This window comes from Streptomyces altiplanensis, assembly GCF_053591575.1.
Window position 1 is genome coordinate 22,994 of record NZ_JBSFUB010000069.1, and the last position, 18,133, is coordinate 41,126.

Annotated in this window: 21 protein-coding genes; 20 read left to right on the forward strand and 1 reads right to left on the reverse strand. The window is 70.1% G+C overall.

Translation table 11 applies throughout. The features are described from left to right. Positions 1-7 precede the first annotated feature (7 nt). The 20 genes from ACWD0Y_RS25765 (at position 8) to ACWD0Y_RS25860 (ending at position 17,221) form a co-directional block, all read left to right on the forward strand. Entirely contained in the window at positions 8-442 is a 435-nt protein-coding gene (locus ACWD0Y_RS25765) for a hypothetical protein (protein WP_450262698.1), read from the forward strand. Then, the gene (locus ACWD0Y_RS25770; RefSeq protein ID WP_450262699.1) at positions 442-951 is read left to right on the forward strand and encodes a hypothetical protein; all 510 of its coding nucleotides are present in this window, start codon (positions 442-444) and stop codon (positions 949-951) included. Before ACWD0Y_RS25765 ends, ACWD0Y_RS25770 begins: the two co-directional genes overlap by 1 nt. Positions 952-963: 12 nt before the next feature. Further along, positions 964-1,371, forward strand: coding sequence for a hypothetical protein (locus ACWD0Y_RS25775; protein ID WP_450262700.1), 408 nt, complete (start codon positions 964-966; stop codon positions 1,369-1,371). 149 nt (positions 1,372-1,520) lie between these two features. Then, positions 1,521-1,682 (forward strand): hypothetical protein, encoded by a 162-nt coding sequence (locus tag ACWD0Y_RS25780; protein ID WP_450262701.1) that lies wholly within the window; start codon positions 1,521-1,523, stop codon positions 1,680-1,682. Then, entirely contained in the window at positions 1,679-2,029 is a 351-nt protein-coding gene (locus ACWD0Y_RS25785) for a hypothetical protein (RefSeq protein ID WP_450262702.1), read from the forward strand. Before ACWD0Y_RS25780 ends, ACWD0Y_RS25785 begins: the two co-directional genes overlap by 4 nt. A 62-nt stretch (positions 2,030-2,091) precedes the next feature. Then, positions 2,092-2,523: a minor capsid protein gene (locus ACWD0Y_RS25790; protein WP_450262703.1), complete on the forward strand. Its 432-nt coding sequence runs from the start codon at positions 2,092-2,094 to the stop codon at positions 2,521-2,523. 12 nt (positions 2,524-2,535) lie between these two features. After that, positions 2,536-3,006 (forward strand): phage tail tube protein, encoded by a 471-nt coding sequence (locus tag ACWD0Y_RS25795; RefSeq protein ID WP_450262704.1) that lies wholly within the window; start codon positions 2,536-2,538, stop codon positions 3,004-3,006. Further along, positions 3,006-3,518 carry a DUF7426 family protein gene (locus tag ACWD0Y_RS25800; protein ID WP_450262705.1) on the forward strand — a complete coding sequence of 171 codons (513 nt, stop codon included), beginning with the start codon at positions 3,006-3,008 and terminating at the stop codon, positions 3,516-3,518. Before ACWD0Y_RS25795 ends, ACWD0Y_RS25800 begins: the two co-directional genes overlap by 1 nt. Positions 3,519-3,716: 198 nt before the next feature. Continuing rightward, positions 3,717-6,614 carry a phage tail protein gene (locus ACWD0Y_RS25805; protein ID WP_450262706.1) on the forward strand — a complete coding sequence of 966 codons (2,898 nt, stop codon included), beginning with the start codon at positions 3,717-3,719 and terminating at the stop codon, positions 6,612-6,614. 15 nt (positions 6,615-6,629) lie between these two features. Then, positions 6,630-9,407, forward strand: a complete 2,778-nt coding sequence (locus ACWD0Y_RS25810) for a hypothetical protein (protein ID WP_450262707.1) — start codon at positions 6,630-6,632, stop codon at positions 9,405-9,407. A gap of 1 nt (position 9,408) precedes the next feature. Continuing rightward, positions 9,409-10,635, forward strand: coding sequence for a poly-gamma-glutamate hydrolase family protein (locus ACWD0Y_RS25815; RefSeq protein ID WP_450262708.1), 1,227 nt, complete (start codon positions 9,409-9,411; stop codon positions 10,633-10,635). Positions 10,636-10,644: 9 nt separating this feature from the next. Beyond that, positions 10,645-11,040 (forward strand): hypothetical protein, encoded by a 396-nt coding sequence (locus ACWD0Y_RS25820; protein WP_450262709.1) that lies wholly within the window; start codon positions 10,645-10,647, stop codon positions 11,038-11,040. Positions 11,041-11,104: 64 nt separating this feature from the next. After that, the gene (locus ACWD0Y_RS25825; protein ID WP_450262710.1) at positions 11,105-11,938 is read left to right on the forward strand and encodes an N-acetylmuramoyl-L-alanine amidase; all 834 of its coding nucleotides are present in this window, start codon (positions 11,105-11,107) and stop codon (positions 11,936-11,938) included. A gap of 21 nt (positions 11,939-11,959) precedes the next feature. Then, positions 11,960-12,214 carry a holin gene (locus tag ACWD0Y_RS25830; RefSeq protein WP_450262711.1) on the forward strand — a complete coding sequence of 85 codons (255 nt, stop codon included), beginning with the start codon at positions 11,960-11,962 and terminating at the stop codon, positions 12,212-12,214. A gap of 27 nt (positions 12,215-12,241) precedes the next feature. Next, complete coding sequence (locus tag ACWD0Y_RS25835) at positions 12,242-12,553, forward strand: hypothetical protein (RefSeq protein WP_450262712.1); 312 nt, start codon at positions 12,242-12,244, stop codon at positions 12,551-12,553. A 767-nt stretch (positions 12,554-13,320) separates the two neighbouring features. After that, complete coding sequence (locus ACWD0Y_RS25840; RefSeq protein ID WP_450262713.1) at positions 13,321-14,562, forward strand: hypothetical protein; 1,242 nt, start codon at positions 13,321-13,323, stop codon at positions 14,560-14,562. A 154-nt stretch (positions 14,563-14,716) separates the two neighbouring features. Beyond that, positions 14,717-15,922, forward strand: a complete 1,206-nt coding sequence (locus ACWD0Y_RS25845) for a helix-turn-helix domain-containing protein (RefSeq protein ID WP_450262714.1) — start codon at positions 14,717-14,719, stop codon at positions 15,920-15,922. A 171-nt stretch (positions 15,923-16,093) separates the two neighbouring features. Beyond that, a complete protein-coding gene (locus ACWD0Y_RS25850; protein ID WP_450262715.1) occupies positions 16,094-16,297 on the forward strand; it encodes a hypothetical protein in 204 nt (67 codons plus the stop codon). Positions 16,298-16,517: 220 nt separating this feature from the next. Further along, entirely contained in the window at positions 16,518-16,991 is a 474-nt protein-coding gene (locus ACWD0Y_RS25855) for a hypothetical protein (RefSeq protein ID WP_450262716.1), read from the forward strand. Positions 16,992-17,059: 68 nt separating this feature from the next. Next, positions 17,060-17,221 carry a hypothetical protein gene (locus ACWD0Y_RS25860; RefSeq protein WP_450262717.1) on the forward strand — a complete coding sequence of 54 codons (162 nt, stop codon included), beginning with the start codon at positions 17,060-17,062 and terminating at the stop codon, positions 17,219-17,221. A gap of 56 nt (positions 17,222-17,277) precedes the next feature. Here ACWD0Y_RS25860 and ACWD0Y_RS25865 read toward each other — a convergent pair whose 3' ends face one another. Further along, complete coding sequence (locus ACWD0Y_RS25865; RefSeq protein ID WP_450262718.1) at positions 17,278-17,517, reverse strand: helix-turn-helix domain-containing protein; 240 nt, start codon at positions 17,515-17,517, stop codon at positions 17,278-17,280. Positions 17,518-18,133 lie beyond the last annotated feature (616 nt).

The following is an 18,133-nucleotide window of genomic DNA, read 5'->3' on the forward strand; positions in this document are numbered from 1 at the left end:
TACGCCCATGAGCGTCAGCTACCGCAACGAGAACACAGGCGACCTCGCCCACTTCGACGACCCGCAGCCCCGACTGGAGGCACTGCCGAACTGGCACCGCGTCCAGGACGGCCAGGATCTCCCGCCAGTCGTCAACGACGGTGTCCTGTCCCGCCCGACCCTGGCCGCGCCCGGCGTGCACGACCTGTCCGACGTCGAGCTGGTCACCAACGAGGAGATCAGGAAGGAAGCGCCAGCCGCCAGTGAGCCGGACGCGGCGACGCTGACGACCACGGAGGACGGTGTCGTGTCCGGCCCGGGTGGTGGCCGACCCCCGGCCAAGGCCGCGTCCAAGGCCGAGTGGCAGGACTACGCGCGGCTCATCGAGACGGACCCCGAGGCCCAGTCGGACATTGAGGGGCTCACCAAGGAGCAGCTGATCGACAAGTACGGGGACGCCTGATGCCTATGTCGAGCATGCTGTCGCTCGCAGCGAGCGTGCAGCAGACCAAGGCCCTGGACCTGACAACGGCCAGTGACCCGCTGAACTTCCGGCGGGCCGTCAGCCTCGGCAACGGGACCGGCGCGGGCAAGGCCGACCGCGCGTTCCACGACCGGCGCACCCTCGCCGCGTCCGCGTCCGAGGATCTCGACCTTGCGGGCGTCCTGCTGGACGCCTTCGGGGCCGCGATCACGTTCGTGAGGATCAAGGGCATGTACATCGCCGCCGCGGACACGAACACGAACAACGTGGTCATCGGCGCAGCGGCGACCACCCCGTGGGCGGCGCTCCTGGGCGCCACCGGCACCCTGACCCTCCGCCCCGGGGCCTCCGTCGGCGCGATGGCCGGGGCTGCGGACGCTACGGCATACGCGGTGACGGCCGGCACCGGCGACCTGCTGAAGGTCGCCAACTCGGGTGCGGGCACCAGCGTCACGTACGACATCGTCATCATCGGCTCCAGCGCGTAAGGGGGGTGCCCGGTGGCCAGGGTCTACGCAACACCGGTGGAGTACGAGGCGTTCACCGGGCAGCCCGCCCCGGCGAACGCGGCCCGGCTGCTGGCGCGGGCGTCGCGGTTCGTTGACCGGGCGATGCGGGCCGCGCTGTACGACACGGACGCGGCCGGCTACCCATCCGACACGGATGTGCGGGTCGCGTTCCGGGATGCGGCGTCGACGCAGGTCAGTGTGTGGGCGAAGCGGGACGCGGCGGCGGACGGCACGGGCGGGGACCTGGCGGCCAGCCCGTGGACGTCCGTCAAGGCGGGTGACCTCAGCTTCTCCCGGGATTCCGCACCAGCGGCGTCCGACGAGGACACCGAGCTGTGTGCCGAGGCCGCCGAGATCCTCGACGCTCTCGGCCTCTGCCGGGCGGTGTGGAGCTGGTGAGGGCGCCCGCGTTCCTGTGGCGTCACACGGTCACGGTGGAGCCGTACCTCGGCGTCGGCCCCACTGGGGCGGTGTACGGGCCGCCTGTCGCGGTGCGCGGTCTACTGCGACGGAAAACCCGTCTCGTGCGGAGCCCGGGAGGTGACGAGGTGACGTCCGGGTCCACCCTCTACGCCCCGTCCACCACCGTGGCGCCCGCCAAGTCCCGCGTCACGCTGCCGGATGGCCGCAAGACGGTGGTCATCACGGCGGAGTCGCTGGACGGCGGCGGACTGCCCACACCCGATCATCTGGAGGTGGCATTGCAGTGACGCAGTACGCGCGCATGTCCTGGCAGGGCGGCAGGCTGTGGGGAAGCCGCGGCCGCCGCCTTGCCTCCGAGGGGCTTCAGCGGGCGCTGGAGCACACCCTCGGTGAGGCCAAGAAGCTTGTCCCGCTGGAGGAAGGCACGCTGGAGCGCTCCGGCCAGGTCAACGTGGACGGGCTGAACGGCAACATCACCTTCGACACGGTGTACGCGGTCCGCCAGCACGAAGAGATGGACTGGAAGCACCTCCCCGGGCGCCAGGCCAAGTACCTGGAGCAGCCGATGAACACGGAGCGCACGGTGATGCTGGAGCTGATGGCCGTCGGCCTGCGCCGCTGGCTCCGCGGCTAACCCACCCCACCCCACCCCAAGCCCCGCCACTGTGCGGGGCTTTCGCATGTCCGGAGGTGCCCGTGGGCTACACCAGCAACCTCCTCGACGGCCTCGCCGCGCTCATCGCCGACTCCGGTCTCGGTGTCTACCGGCCGGGCGGCATCTACACGGCGGAGGAGACCGGGATCTTCCTCACGGTCATGCCCGACGCCCCGGACCGGGTCCTGTGCCTGACGACGTACCCGGTCGAGGACACCGACCTGCCCGACGCCATCACCGGCATCCAGATCCGCATGCGCGCCGGCCCCGATCCGACCGATGTCACCGGCCTCGCGGACGGCGTCTTCGATCTGCTCCACAACCACCGGGGCCTGGTCCTCGGCGGTGTCCATGTGGGCCTGATCTGGCGCCGGTCGCAGGCACTCATGGGCCAGGACGAGCACGGGCGCCTGGAGCTGGCCGCCAACTACTACGCGCGCACGACGCGCCCCTCATCCCACCTGTACGAGTAGGAGGACCGCGTCATGTCGACGCCGACCGAAACCGTCCTTGCCCGCCGCTGGCGGCTGGAGATCAACATGGGCACCGTTGCCGTGCCGGACTGGCAGCTCTGCCCGGCCATCACCGAATTTTCGTGGACGGCCGAGCCGAATCACGAGGAATCCACCACGTACGACACCGACGGCTGGACGGAGAGCACGAAGACCGCCCAGTCCTGGGAGGTCGAGGCCACCTTCAACCGCAAGGCCACCCCGGACTCCACGGCGTACAGCCCGGTGCACGAGAAGATCCGCGCGGCGTGGCTTGCGTACGGCGAGGCCCACCAGGTCCACATGCGGTGGATGGACCGCAACGGCCTGCCGGAGGCGTACGAGGGCTTCGGACTGCCGAACTGGGAGCCGCAGGGCGGCGAGTCCAGTGACCTGGACCAGGTGCAGGTGACCTGGACCGGCACGGGCCCGCTCACCGAGATCCCGAACCCGATGGCCGCCTGATGGCCCGCCAGTTCGCAGCTGTAGACCAGCTGCTCGACGACGCTCTGGAACTGCCCGTCCCGGGCAAGGACGGCGTTACTCGTACGTACCGGATCGAAGCCCCGACCGCCGACCAGGGCCTGCGCATCCAGCGCCTGATGACCAGCGCGACGCGCATGGTCGAGACGGGCGAGGAGATCGACACCGAGGCCCTCGACGACGCACAGGAGCTGGACCTGTACCGGGCTGCTCTCGGCTCCGCGTACGACGCGCTGTGCGCCGAGGTCGACTGGGCCTGGCTCAAGCACACCGCGCTCACGGCCGTGTTCTGGGTCGTGGCCGACGCCGAGACCGCCGAACGCTACTGGGCGGCGGGTGGTGACCCGGAAAAGGTGGCCCCGGCGCAGAACCGGCAGCAGCGCCGAGCCGGGGCCTCATCGGCTGTGGAGAGCAAGACCCCGCGACGGGCCTCTACGAGTGGTACGAGTACCCGCCCGGCCAAGCCCCGCAAGAGCAAGGCCGCGAAGGGCTGACGTGGCCCGCGCTCCTGGAGCAGTGGCCCCTGATCGAGACCGACCTCCACCAGGTCTACGGCCTGGACGTCGGCGGTGGCCTCCTCCATGAGCGCACCTGGCGCTGGCTAAAAGTTCGCATCCTCGGCCTCCTCTCGGCCGAATGCCGCCTGCAACGGCACTTCGCACCTCCCGAACCGAAACCGAAGGGGGTGCGACGTGGCGCTTAACCTCGGCGAGCTCGTGGCTGGCATCCGGGCCGATGACTCCGGTTGGCGGCACGGCCTCCAGGAAGCACAGATCAGGCTGGCCGGGTTCACGCGCATGGCCGACGGCTCGCTCCGCGACATGCACAACAACGTCGTGGAGCAGTCGGACGCGATGGGGCAGACCCTCGGTGCGCGCATCGGGCGCGGTGCCCGCACAGCAGTGACGGAACTCCGCAAGGTCGGCCCGGCAGCAGCCGGCGTCGCTGCGGGGATACCTGCTGTTGCTGCGGCGACGGCGGCGCTGGGGGGCCTCGCTGCGGGTGCCGCCGCTGCGGGCCTGGCGGTCAAAGCATTCAGCCTCGCTGCTGGCCCCCAGCTGGAACTGATGAAGGAGTCGGCCACGGCGGCGGACTCCCTGGCCAAGGCGCAGGAGGAAGAGGCACGCAAGGCCGCCCTGGCCGCGAAGCTGAAGAAGGAGGGCTCCGACCTCGCCACGAAGGCCGAGAAGGCGTACCAGGCGTCTCGACTGAAGACGAAGGACGCGGAGGCGGCGTACCAGCAGCAGACCAAGGGTATGCCGGCCGCCACGGCGGAGGCTGCGCTGGCGCAAGCGCGGCTGAAGACCGCGCATGAGGAGTGGTCCGCGAGCCTCGCGGGCAGCACGATGCCCGTTTTCACCAAGGGCATGGAGACTCTGCGCGGGCTGCTTCCGATGCTGACGCCGTTCGTCGATGCTGCGGCAACCTCGTTCGGGAACCTCCTCGACAAGGTCGCGGCCGGCGTGAAGTCGGCGGGGTTCAAGGAATGGGCCGACGATATGGCGGCGGCTTCGGGCCCGGCGCTGACCGACTTCCTCACCATCATCGGGAATCTGGCCCGAGGCTTCGGGTCCCTGCTTCAGGCGTTCCTCCCGGCGAGCGCCGGGGTGACCGGCGGTCTGGTGTCCATGACCGGGGCGTTCGCCACCTGGGCATCCTCCCTCAAGGGCAGTGCTGGGTTCGATCAGTTCCTGGCTCTGGCCCGTGAGGGTGGAACGCTCCTCGGCACCCTGGCCCGGGCCGCTCTCAGCGTTTTGATCGCGTTCGGCCCGCTGATCGGCATCACGACGATGCTCGCCCTCAAGCTGGCGGAGATCGTCAACGCCCTGCCCCCCGAGGTGATGAACGGATTGGCGATGGGCATCGCCGCCATCGTCATCGCCATGAAGCTGTGGGCGCTCTGGGGCGGCCTGGTGGCCACGGCGACGAAGATCTGGGCCGCCGCGACGTGGCTGATGAACACGGCGCTCCTGGCGAACCCGATCACCTGGATCATCCTGGCGATCGTCGCCCTGATAGCGATCGTCGTCCTGATCGCGACCAAGACCACGTGGTTCCAGCAGCTGTGGGACAAGGCCTGGGCACAGACCAAGGTGATCGTCACGGCTGCCGTCAAGGGCATCCTGATCGCCGTCGCATGGCTCAAGTCACTCCCCGGGAAGATCGCAACCTGGTTCGGCCAGGCAAAGGACTGGGCCGTCAAGAAAATGCTCCAGCTCGTCGCGTGGCTGGTCGGCCTCCCGAAACGCGCGTACAACGCGGTCAGCAATCTGGGCGCCCAGCTCCGCACGGCCGCGAACCTCGGTTTCCAGCGCTTCCGTGACGCTGCGGCCACCAAGGTCGCCAGCTTCATCACGTGGGTGCGGGGCATGCCCGGCCGTATCGCGGCCGGTATCGGCAGCCTCGGATCGCTGCTCTACAACAAGGGCATGGACGTCGTGACCGGCCTCTGGCGCGGCATCCAGTCCATGGGCGGATGGATCCGGGGCCAGCTGATGTCGTGGGCCCGCTCCATGATCCCGGGGCCGATCGCCAAGGCCCTCGGGATCGCGTCGCCCTCGAAGGTGACCACGGAGCAGGGCCGGTGGATCGCCCGCGGCCTCATCGCGGGCATGACCGGCTCCTCCAAGCAGGTGCGGTCCGCGTCGCAGAAGCTCGCGGACATCGTGCGCGACCGGCTCGCTCCCGGCAAGCGCCGCTCCACCGCGCTCAGCCGGATCAACACGGACACCCGTGCCCTGCTCCGGCTCGCTGGGAAGGAGACCACGCTCGCCGCGCGGATGAAGACGGCCAGCAAGGCGTACGCGGATCTGATCAAGGCGCGGGACAAGCTGGCCAAGGACGTCCGCGAGGGGGTGCTGTCCGGGGCCAACATCACGCAGAACGACTCCGGGGGGCCAGTCACTGGGCAGAGCATCCTCTCCGGGCTCATCGGCGACGTCGGCCAGGCGCAGACGTTCGCGAAGAACCTGGCGGCCCTGAAGAAGAAGGGCGTCTCGGCCGACCTGATCGCGCAAATCGCGCAGGCCGGCGTCGCGGGCGGGTCCGCGGCGGCGCAGGCACTCGCCACGGCGGACAAGGGCACGATCCGGCAGATCAACGCCCAGCAGCAGCTGCTGAAGACCGCAGCCGAGCAGGCCGGGTCGGTCGCGGGCAATTCCATGTACGGGACTGGCATTCAGGCCGCGAAGGGTCTGATCAGTGGTCTCAAGTCGCAACAGTCGGCGATCGAAAAGCAGATGCTCTCGATCGCCCAAGGCATGTCCAAGGCGATCCGCAAGGCCCTCGGGATCAAGAGCCCGTCGCGGGTGATGGCCAATCAGGTAGGGCGTCACATCCCCGCCGGGATCGTGGCGGGAATCCGGTCCGGACAGTCCGCCGTGGACAAGACGATGTCCGGACTCGTGTCCGCGCCCCGCCCCGGGCAGAGCGGTATTTCTGCTGGTGGGGGCCTGTCCGGACACCGGTCCGGACAGGGCGTGACCACTGTCCGCATCGAGCTGTCCGGGCCCGAGGAGGTCAAGCGGCTCATCCGCACCATCGTCAAGACGGACGGCCGCGGTTCTGTTCAGACCGCATTCGGCCGCTGAGGAAAGGAGGTAGCCGTGGCGTTCCCCGAGACCCCGCTCGGCACGAAGATAGAGCTCCAGGTGGGCGGGGTGTGGACTGACGTCACCGGGGACGTCCGGCTGTCCGACGTCATCACGCACAGCCGGGGCCGGCCGGACCAGGGGGTGCGCACGGACCCAGCGTCCTGCTCGCTGACGCTCAACAACCTGGACGGCAAGTACAGCCCGCGGAACCCCTTGTCGCCGTACTACGGGCTGATCGGCCGCAACAGCCCGGTGCGGGTCTCGGTGCCCGGCACGGAGTCGTATCTCGCGCTCACCGGCCAGGCCGCCGACATCGCGTCCACCCCGGACGCAGCGGCCCTCGACATCACCGGGGACCTGGACGTGCGCGTCGAGGTCTCCGCCGACCTGGGCGAGGTCAAAACACAGATCCTCGCGGGGAAGTGGCGGACGGACGGCGCTCAGCGGTCGTGGATGCTGTACGTCGAATCCGGGAACCTGTGGCTCCGCTGGTCTGCCGACGGCGCAGTGTCGGTGGCTGGCGGCCGCGCTCTGCCCGCACTGCCGCGCCGGGCTGCGCTACGCGCCACTCTGGACGTCGACAACGGCAGCGGCGGCCACACGGTCCGCCTGTACTGGGCCGCGTCTCTCGCTGGGCCGTGGACGCAGGTCGGCGCGGATGTGACCGGTGTCGTCGTGACGAGCGTTTTCAACTCGTCGGCGCCGCTGGAGCTGGCCCCGTCCACGTTCACGGTCACTCCGCCGTGGCTGCCCCCGGCCGGGCGGGTGCACCGCGCCGAGGTCCGGTCGGGCATCGGCGGGACCGTCGTAGCGAACCCAGATTTCCGCGCCTTGGCCCCGGGCACCACGAGCTTCGCAGACAGCACCGGCAAAACCTGGACGCTGTCCGGCGCCGCCGAGATCACGACCCGCGAGGCCCGCTTCATGGGGGAGATCTCGTCCTGGCCGCCGAAGTGGGCGGTCTCGGGGCAGGCCGCGTGGGTGCCCGTCGAAGCCGCGGGGATCCTCCGCCGCTACGGGCAGGGCACCAAGGCTCTGGAGTCGACGCTCCGGCGACGTGTCCCGGCCGGGGGCCCGGCGGCGTACTGGCCGATGGAGGAAGACCGCGACGCCACACAGTCCTACTCACCCATCGCTGGCGTGACGCCTCTCAAGGTGAGCGGTGTCGAATTCGCGGCGAACGACACGCTGTATGGCTCGAAGGCCCTGCCTGCCGTGAAGGCCGGCGCGACCATCGCGGGCCAGATTCCCAGGACGCTCGCTACGGCCGGGTGGCATGTCGAGGCCGTCTACAACCTGCCGACTCTGCCGCCCACGCTGGAGCAGGTCCTGCGGGTGAAGGTGGCCGGGACCGGGGCCGCCGGCATGGGCTCGGTCGTGGTCTCGGTCAGTGTGTCGGCGGTCCGGGTGGAAATCCGTGATATCGACGACGCGATGATCGCGTTCGGGGATTTCACGGATGCCGAAGCGATCGCGGATTTTGCAGGAGGCGTCTGGAATCGCCTTCAGATCTTCACTGCGGTCTCTGGCGATCAGACGTACGTGGCCGCCGCCTGGCGCGACGTGGTCGCCAACAGCTACTGGTACGCGCGGAGGTCCTACACCGGCGCCCCGGGCCGGGCCACAGCAGTCTCAGCAACCTGGGGTGCTGCCCTGGACGGCATGTCGATCGGGCACATTGCCGCCTGGAACGGCGTCACGGGCACGGTCACCCCGCCCGCCGCCGGCGTCACCACGTACGAGACCGCCGACTCCGGTTTCGCTGGGGAGACCACGATCAACCGGCTGCGGCGGCTGGCCCTCGAGGAGAGCCTCCCGCTCGTCATCCACGACGGGGACACGACCGTCGGTGCCGAGCGGATGGGCCCGCAGCGGTCGGCGACCATTCTGAGCCTGCTGGAGGAGAGCGCTGAGGCGGACGGCGGGATCCTCTACGAGGACCGCGAGCGGCTCGGCCTGCGCTACCAGGACCGGGCCAGCCTCTACAACCAGACTCCGGCCCTCGTACTGGACTACACAGCGGGCGAGGTGGCGCCGCCGCTGGAGCCCGTCGAGGACGACACGGACCTGCGCAACGACGTCACGGTCACCCGCACAGGCGGCTCATCCGGCCGGGTGGTCCTCGATGACGGGCCGCTGTCCGTACAGGATCCGCCGGACGGTGCCGGACGCTACGACGAGAGCGTCACCCTGAATCTGTACTCCGATGACCAGCCGGAGCAGATCGCCGGGTGGCGTCTGTACCTGGGCACCGTCGATGGGGTGCGGGTCCCGTCGGTGCGGATCCTGCTGCACAAGGTCCCGCACCTCGTCGCGGATGTGCTGCGGCTGCGCGAGGGTGACCTCCTGCGCATCCTCAACCCCCCGCTCTGGGTGGGCGCGGACGTCCTCGACCTGATCGTCGAGGGTTACGCCGAGGAGATCGGCGTACGCACGTGGGAGATCACATTCAACTGCTCGCCGGGTGGGCCGTGGACGATCGGCGTGGTCGGTGATCCGGTGCTCGGCCGGGCGGACACCGACGGCTCCGAACTGGCCACCGCGATCTCCTCTTCGGCCACCACCCTCGTCGTGGCCTCCACGGCCGAGCCCGAGTGGACTGCTGACCTGACCGACCTGCCGCTCACGGTCCGTGTGGGTGGGGAGACCATGACGGTCACGGACATCACCGGCCAGCTCGGCGACCGCTTCGAGCGGTCCGTCACCAGCGGATGGGGCACCGCCACCTCCGGCCAGGCATGGACCACAAGCGGCGGATCCGCTGCCGACTACTCAGTACAGGGAGGGTGACGTGGCCGACCTGTACGCCACCTACGCCGAACTCGCGGCCGCCGAGGACGAGGGCGTCGACTACTCCCGCACCGCGATCACCCCGACCGGTGCCACGTGGGCGGCCATAGCGATCCACGGCGGCGGGATTGAAGGCGGCTCCGGAGAGATGGCCCGCGAGGTGTCGGCGGGCGGCACGCGCATGGCGTTCTACGAGTTCGCTGGTCTGAAGAGCAGCGGCAATGTGGACCTGCACATCACGTCGACCAATTTCGACGAGCCGCAGGGCGTCGCACTCGTCGCCGGGGTCCGGCGCTGCCTGTCCTTCCACGGATACGTCGGCACGGTGGGTGTGCCTGAGACCGCAATCGGCGGCCTGGACAGCGCTCTCGTCGCCAGCGTGACCACTGCCCTGCGCGCGGTCGGCTTCACGGTCGTGACGGCGCCCAGTGAGATCGCGGGCACGGACCCTGCGAACATCTGCAACGAGACGTCCACCGGCGCCGGTGTGCAGCTGGAGCTGTCCCGCGCGCAGCGCGACGCCTTCTTCCCCGACGGGCAGAACACGCGGACGGTCCGGGAGTCGGGGGCGCGCACCGAGGAGTTCTACCGGTACGCGTCCGCGATCCGGGCCGCCTACCTCGGCCGGGGCCTCGTGTCCATGGGCAGCGTCAACAGCAGCCGGTGGACGTTTCTGCCGGCCCCGTCGGCGGACGTGGACGTGTCGGCGACTGTCGCCACCGGCTCTCTCGCGGCGGGCGGCGGGCAGTTCCTCGCCCTCGTCGCCCGGGCGGCCGACACCAGCAACTGCTACCTCGCGCGGCTGGAGTTCAGTCCCACGCAGACGGTCATCCTGACCCTCCGCAAACGGGTCGCGGGTACCGAGTCGCTCCTGGTCCAGCACACCACTTCCCTGACCCACACCGTGGGTGGTCGGATCGCCGTCCGGCTCCAAGCGGCCGGGACGACCCTGCGCGCGAAGGCCTGGGCCGCAGGCAGCGCCGAGCCGTTGGACTGGCAGCTGACGACCACCGATACGTCGTTGAGCGCAGCTGGGCAGATCGGTACGCGGATGATCCTGTCCAGCGCGTACACGGGCGCGCTGCCGGTGGTCGCGTCCTGGGGGGAGTTCACGCTGCGGGGCAGCCCGCAGACCATGCGTGTCATCCGGTCCGTGAACGGGATCGCGAAGTCGCACCTGGCCGGCACGGACGTCCGGCTTGCTCAGCCCACCATCGTCGCCCTGTAGGAGGCCCGCATGACGCAATGGCTTGCCGGAATGCGGATCACCGCCGGACGGCTACGCACCGACACCCCGACCGTCACCGCCACGGGCCTCACCGTGGCTTCGGGTTTTGCCCTCACGGATTTTCGGGGCTCCCGGTCAGGCAACGTGATTGTGCTGGACATGTACATCCAGCGGACCGGGGCCGCCCTTACCCTCACCTCCGGCAATCTCGTGGACACCGAGATCTGCACCGCCCCGGACGGCTGGCGGCCCACTCAGGGGACGATCAATGGGTTCTGGGACGACGGGATCGTGTCGGGCGGCTTTGTGATCGGGACGGACGGCAAATGCACGCTGCGTACCGCGACGGGTGACATTGCCACCAGCCGCAACCTGCGCCTGCACATTTCATTCATCGTCGAGTAACTCGCCCATTCCCCCGAGCCCCGAGCCTTCCGGCCGGGGCTTTTCTCATGCCCTGGAGGGGTCCATGAAGTTCGTTCCGCGCTCCCAGTGGGGCGCGCCCGCCGCATCCCCCGCGTCCGCTCTCACCAGCGCCCGGGGCGTCAAGTACCACTACCTCGGCACCGAGTACACGAGCCGCCCGCACGACAAGTGCGACGACTACGTGCGCAGCATCCGTGCCGCCCACCTCGCCAACAAGGCTGAGGGGTACGTCGACATTGCGTACAACCTCCTCGTCTGCGAACACGGGGCCGTGTACGAGGGCCGCGGGGCCCGCAAGCGCTCCGGCGCCAACGGCACCGGGCCGCTGAACAGCCAGGACTACGCGATCTGCGCGCTCCTCGCGAAGAAGGGCGGCGGCCTCGACGAGCCGCCGGAGGCGATGCTCCACGGCCTGGTCGATGCCCGCGAGTACCTGCGCGAGCGCGGCGCCGGCGCATGGATCGGCGGGCACCGTGACGGGCACCCGACGACGTGCCCGGGCGACGCCCTGTACGACTGGGTCAAGCGCGGTGCGCCCCGCCCGGCCGACAGCGACGAGCCGACTCCCCCGCCGCCGCCCGGTGTCAAGAAGCCGAGCGTGGACCTGTCCCGGCTCGTGGCCGCGGCGAAGTCGGACCCGCCGAAGCGCGGGACGCCCATCAGCTACTACGGCGTGAAGACCGTGGAGACCGCGCTCGTCGCCGAGGGCCTGCTGTCCCGCGAGGTCGCGGATGGGCACTACGGCACGGCCACGATCACCGCGTACGCCGCGTGGCAGCGCCGCCTCGGCTACTCGGGCAAGGACGCCGACGGCGTACCCGGCACCGAGTCCCTGAAGAAGCTCGGCGCCCGCCGCGGCTTCACCGTCACCGCCTGACTCACAGAAACGGAACCGAATATGACCACAGCAGCATTCTGGAAGGCCACGTTCGAGCGCATGATCCGGACCTTCGCGCAGGCCGTGCTCGGCGTCATCAGCGCCGACGGGCTCGGGCTGCTCGACGTCGAGTGGGGCGCGGCGCTGTCCGTCGGCGGGCTCGCCGCCGTCCTCGCGCTGCTCACCGCGATCGTCACCAGCGGCGGCACCGTCGGCCCCGGCATCACCGAGACCGTCGCCACCCCGACGACCCCGCGCGGCCCGACCTCCATCTGATCGACCACAGCACAGGAGGACACTCGCGTGGACGCTGCGACGCTCAGCGCGATCGGCGTGATCGTCGTCGGGCTCGCAGCGGCCGGGGGCGCCTGGATCGGGAAGCGTGGCGAGAATCGAGCCGCCCATCAAGGTGTGGTCCTCACCGGCTACGGCGGGCTCGTGAACGAGCTGCAAGAGGAACGCGCGGACCTGCGCGAGAAACTCACCGCGGCCTACGCCGAACTGGCGGGCGAGCGTGCCGACAAGGCCGCCTTGCAGGCACAGATCGCCACGTTGCAGGCAGAGATCGCCACCCGTGACCGACAGATCGCCAACCTAGGAGGGCCCTCGCTGTGACCCGTAGGCACCGCACCGAGGGCATCCTGGCCCGTCGTTGGCGTTCGCTCGCCGTGACCGGTGTACTCGCCGTCCTGGCTGGAGCGATCGTCCTTGTCTGGCTGAGGCTCGATACCGAGTCTCGCCGTGTCGACGCGGAGGCTCGGCGTACGCAGCGAGTTGCCGCCGAGGCGGACCGCAGAGGCGACGCGGTGTCGACCTTGGCGGGTGACGTAAGGATTCTGCGCGCGCAGATTCAGGCGCGTGGTGGGACGCCGGCGGTTCCGGATCCAGCGGCCGCCGTGGAGGATTTGCCGGACCGTGCCGAGGTGCCGGTGCCCATCCCCGGGCCGAAGGGCGACACCGGTCCACCAGGCAAGCCGGGACGTGATGGGGCGGACGGCTCTGCGGGCGACGATGGGGCGAGCGGTTCGGACGGCACACCCGGCCAGCCCGGCTCCGACGGCCAGACCGGTGCCGAGGGTCCGGTCGGTCCCACTGGTCCGGTCGGCCCGCAGGGACCAGAGGGACCGGAGGGACCGAAGGGCCCACAAGGCGAGCAGGGAGAAAAGGGCGAGCAGGGCGACCGCGGCGAACAGGGCGAGCGCGGCCCCGCCGGTCCGACTGGTCAGGCCTGCGAGGACGGCTACTCCTGGCAGACACCCTCGTACGACCCGGACGCGCGGGTCTGCCGCCGCGACGGGGCCCCTCCGCCGCCGGAAGAGCCGAACCCCACACCGACCGTGCTCGGTCTGCCGACCGACCGACGACGCTCGTAGGAGACCCGCATGCCGTTCCCACCTGGTGTTCAGACGGTCACCCTCACCGGCCATCAGACCCGCGCCGACGGCAACGGCGTTCCGCTGCCGCTGCGCATCCGCCCGGTCCCCATGCGGATCGTCTCCACTACTCACGATGTAGTCGTGAAGGGCGACGAGCCCGTGGTAGTCACCCCGGATGCTGATGGTGAGTGGTCGGTGGCCCTGGTGGCGACGGACGCGGTCGGTTTCGACCCGACGGGGTGGACGTATCACGTCGGCTCGGGCCACGACTCCTGGCACATTTCGCTGCCGGCCGCGCTCGGGACGGTCGACCTATCCGATCTGATCGACGCGGGCGCTGATGGGGGCCAGTACGTGCTCGTGCCGGGGCCGCTCGGCCCCGCGGGACCGAGCGCGTATCAGGTCGCAGTGAGCAATGGCTTCTTGGGCACCGAGACGGAGTGGCTGGCTTCGCTCCAGACGGATGCGCAGGCGTACACCACGGCGGCGGTATCCACGCACACCACGGCGACCGACCCGCACGGCGACCGGGCGTGGGCCGACAACAAGTTCGCCACCGCCCTGGACCTCACCACACTCAACGGCACCGTCAATACGATCGACGGGTACCTCAACGACTGCCTCACCAGGGTCGCGGCCATCGAGCAGGGCAGCGCCTTCCTGGCCGGCGCGCACTTCACCGCCCCGGTGGACATCGCGAGTGGCGGGCTCGCCGCGCTGCGCTTCGTCGGCCGGCGCACGGCGTCCGGCCCGCCTGCCACGGGCACGTGGGCGGCAGGAGACACCGTCCAGGACGCGGCGGGCGCGTGGTGGCTGTGCACGGCGGCCGGCACGCCCGGCACCTGGGCCAGCCCGCTCACGGCCCTTCTGCCGCTGTCGGGCGGGACCTTGACCGGGACGGTCACCAGCAACGCCGCTGGGGCGACCAGCACAGCGTTCGGGGGCGGGGTCGCCAGCGACACCTTCGATCGCTGGCGCATCCTGGCGAACGGCACCGTGGAGACGGGCCCCGGCAACGCCGCGCGGGACACGAACTGGCGGCGGTCGGCCCCTAACGAGTGGACGACGGACGACTCGGTGATCGTGTCCCTCATGCTGCGGCACCTCGGCAGCACTCTCGGGTTCTATGGAGCCGCGGCTACGACCAAGCCGACCGTGAGCGGCGCCAAGGGCGGGAATGCCGCGCTCGCGTCGCTGATTACCGCGTTGGCCACCCTCGGACTGATCGCGGACAGCACAACAGCCTGACCACCACGCCCCCTGTTCTCCCTCCGGGGAGGGCAGGGGGCGCTTCCGTGCGTCTGGGGTGGGATCACTCAGACGCAGTAGGCCCAGCAGACCCCCTGCCGCCCGCCTCGCACCGGGCGTAGCGTGGACACCCAATCCTCTGGCGGGGGTACACATGAACACGACCATCGGCGACCGCATCCGCAGTTTGCGGGAGTTCCGCGACGTCACCCAGGAGCAGCTTGCCCAGCGCGCCGGCGTCAGCGTGGACACCGTCCGCAAGCTGGAGCAGGGCATCCGGCAGTCCGCGCGCATCAACACGCTGAGGGCGCTCGCGCGCGCCCTCGACGTGCAGCTGGAGCGCCTGGTAGGACAGCCCACCGTGACCCAAGAGCTATCGGACGACGGCGGCCTCCTCGCCCTGCGCGACGCGATCCAGGACGTCGGCGCCCTCCCCGGCGTCCTCGCCGACGATGACGTGGAGGACCCGCCGGACCCGGAGGCATGGGCAGCGGACGTGAAAGCGGCCACGAGCATGTACTGGCGGGGCGGCTACTCCGAGCTGTCCAGCGTGCTGCCGCTCCTCCTCCGCGACGGGCAGGCCGTCACCCGCCAGCACGACGAAGAGCCGGTGTGGCAGCAGCTCGCCCTCGCCTACCAGCTCGCGGCGTCGCTGGCGACGCAGGCCGGTCACAGTGACTGGGCTTTCGCTGCGGTGGAGAAGCAGCTCGCCGCGGCGGAGAAGGCGTCCGATCCGCTCATGTCTGGCATGGGCGTCTCCACCCTGTCGTGGGTGCTGCTGCGGCAGGGCCGGTGGGAGCAGGCGCAGGCCGTCGCGGAGAAGAAGGCGGACGCTCTGGAGCCCAGCTTCCGCCGGTCGTCGCCGTCGCAGTGGGCGGTGTACGGCAATCTGTTGATCGCTGCTGCGACGCCGGCGGCGCGGCGGGACCAGCGCGACGAAGCCGAGCAGCTCCTCACGTTCGCCGAGTCTGCCGCCGTGCGCAGTGGTCCGCAGCGGATATACGGCAGTGCGTTCTCTGTGACGGACGTGCGGACCCAGCAGGTGAACGTGGCTCTGGCCGGGCAGGAGAGCAAGCCGGGCAAGGCCCTGGAGCTGGCGAAGCGGGTGGACTTGGGCGCGATCACCCGGCCCGTGCACGCCGCGTCTCACCGCGTCGACGTCGCGCAGGCCCGCTACCAGACCGGCGACCTCGACGGGGCCCTGGCCGATCTGCTGGAGGTGGAGGAGCAGCAGCCGGAGTGGATCCGTTTCCAGACCCTGGCTGCGGCCACGGTGCGGGAGATGCTGGAGGCGGAGCGCCGCCGGAACGCGCCGCTGCGGGGGCTCGCGTCGCGCCTCGGGGTCGACCCGACCTTGTAGGCGGGTAGGACAACTCGTCCTACCCGGGGCAGAATTGACGGGCCGACTGGTGCACTACGTCACTGGGCTGTGATCGCGCGCTTTCGTAGCGTGATGGGCATGAGGCGGCACCGGCCCCACTCCGCCAGAGACAGGCCGGTGCCGCTCCCATCGCAGCCGAGGGAGCGGATCGTGAGCACCGTTGTCAGGGACCTACCCCCCATCGAGACTTTGTCTCAGCACCAGCAGCGCGGCATGGACTGCGTATGGTGCGGCATCACGCTCACGCCGGCCACGGCCGTGGACCTCGGCCCGCGCAAGATCAAGCGCCTCGACTGCGTCACCCAGTGGTACCCCCGCGCCTGCACCACCCACGGCGACAAGGCGACCCAGTGATCTGCGGACGCTGCGACCAGCCGATCAAGCCGGGCGAGCCGTCCACCTCACACGAGGTCCACGCCGCGTCCGGCGCCGGCGCCACCGTGCACCGGCACCTGGTCTGCCCTCCGGGGCGCCGGTCCCGCTAAGCCCCCACTGCCCGCTTCTCGCCCGCACCTCGCGGCGACTCACGCCCCACCTAGACTGGGCCGGCCGCCACGGAAGGAAATGATCACAAATGCGCCTGGATACATTCCACCAGTTCGCCCTCGAAGCCCTCGCCAAGGCCCCCGACGTGCAGTCCGCTGACGCATGGCAGGGCGAGGCCGAGCACCTGCGCGGGGTGCACGTCACCTTCGCCACGGGCGCGCAGCTGTGGCTCGGCATCACCGCGGCCGCCGCCCCCGGCGACAAGTGGGAAGGCGACGAGATCCCGGTCGAAGGGGACGCGCCGGCCGAGGTCCACTACCCCGACCTGTACGAGGGCGGCAAGGTCACCCCCGCCCGCGCTCAGGAGTACCTCGCCGCCGCGATCACCAACGCAGGCAGCCGCGAAATCGCGCAGGTCTACGGCTACGACTCCGCCAGCCAGAACCCCGGTTTCGGCGTGATTTTCCACAGCGGGGCGAGGGCTTTCTGCCTGTTCCACCACACCGCCCGCCCCGGCCAGGCCCTCGGCGGCCGCGCGTTCAACTTGCAGGCCGCCGTCTGAAACTCCCGCCCTCACGTGGGGCGGGTGGCACCACCTCTGTCAGCACCACTCCCACCAGGAGGTCTGATATGTGCACCACGTCTAACCGATTCGACCCCGGCCAGGTCGCCGGCAACTGCCCCGTCTGCGGCGCAGGCGTCGGCTCGGAGCCCGGCACGCCGACCACGGCCCACCAGGTGAACGGCACGGGCACAGAGATGTGCTCCGGATCGGGCGCGCCCGCCCAGTAGGACCCGCGAGACCGGCCCGGCCGCCTGCTTCCCCCGAAGTGGGTGGCCGGGTCTCTTCACTGCCGTACGAGGTCGGCGAGCGGTACACCGATCGCGTCGGCGATGAGGATCAGGGAGTCGACCAGCGCGGCTGAGTGGCCCTGCTCGATCCGGTTGTACGCCGCCCGGTCCATCCCGGCCCTGGCTGCCACGGTCTCTTGGGTCAGGTTCGCGTAGAGGCGCGCCGCTCGGATCTGGTCCCCGATGGCGCGGCGACGGGCGAGGACCCAGTCGGGCGGTGGGACGGAGCGCGGCACTCGCTCACGTTCGCCGGTTCATGATCGAATGTATGTAGGGCAAAACCTACAGTGCATGATCAAGCAGTAAGCGGGTACCCCAAGCTGCCAGCCCGCCCCCACCGGAATGGCATCGAAGCGGCCAAGTGGCGTACGCGTCTCCGCCATAGGTGGCCGTTAGGCGCCAAGACTCAGTCAAGGCGCCCCGCCCCGCACGCGAAAGCGTGCGGGGCGGTTTACGTTGGACACCAGAAGGCCCCCACCGACATAACCGGTGGGGGCCTTGCCCGTGGCCTCGGCCTCCCCGCCAGAGAGCCACAGGATGCGGGAGGCGCGTCTCAGGCGCGCGTGGGGAGACGGCCTGCCCCTCCCATGGACAGCACTCTACGGCTCTCATGCTGCTGGGCAAGCCCTCTTTCGAGTGATGGACCGGGACCGAAGCTGAGGCGATGTGGCGTCGATGTGGCGTCGCAGACGAGAAAGGCCCCCCGGTCGATCATGACCGGGGGGCCAATCCTGCCGCTTACCTGCGGCTATTCACTGTGGGCGCGGACGGTTTCGAACCGCCGACATCTGCTTTGTAAGATCCCGTAGACCACCCCCCGAGAACTTCCGAGAGTTTCCGAGACCTTCCGAG

Coding starts and splice junctions, on each gene's coding strand:
- ACWD0Y_RS25765 (WP_450262698.1), top strand. CDS start 8: ATGAGCGTCAGCTACCGCAACGAGAACACAGGCGACCTCGCCCACTTC.
- ACWD0Y_RS25770 (WP_450262699.1), top strand. CDS start 442: ATGCCTATGTCGAGCATGCTGTCGCTCGCAGCGAGCGTGCAGCAGACC.
- ACWD0Y_RS25795 (WP_450262704.1), top strand. CDS start 2,536: ATGTCGACGCCGACCGAAACCGTCCTTGCCCGCCGCTGGCGGCTGGAG.
- ACWD0Y_RS25800 (WP_450262705.1), top strand. CDS start 3,006: ATGGCCCGCCAGTTCGCAGCTGTAGACCAGCTGCTCGACGACGCTCTG.
- ACWD0Y_RS25820 (WP_450262709.1), top strand. CDS start 10,645: ATGACGCAATGGCTTGCCGGAATGCGGATCACCGCCGGACGGCTACGC.
- ACWD0Y_RS25825 (WP_450262710.1), top strand. CDS start 11,105: ATGAAGTTCGTTCCGCGCTCCCAGTGGGGCGCGCCCGCCGCATCCCCC.
- ACWD0Y_RS25830 (WP_450262711.1), top strand. CDS start 11,960: ATGACCACAGCAGCATTCTGGAAGGCCACGTTCGAGCGCATGATCCGG.
- ACWD0Y_RS25840 (WP_450262713.1), top strand. CDS start 13,321: ATGCCGTTCCCACCTGGTGTTCAGACGGTCACCCTCACCGGCCATCAG.
- ACWD0Y_RS25845 (WP_450262714.1), top strand. CDS start 14,717: ATGAACACGACCATCGGCGACCGCATCCGCAGTTTGCGGGAGTTCCGC.
- ACWD0Y_RS25855 (WP_450262716.1), top strand. CDS start 16,518: ATGCGCCTGGATACATTCCACCAGTTCGCCCTCGAAGCCCTCGCCAAG.
- ACWD0Y_RS25860 (WP_450262717.1), top strand. CDS start 17,060: ATGTGCACCACGTCTAACCGATTCGACCCCGGCCAGGTCGCCGGCAAC.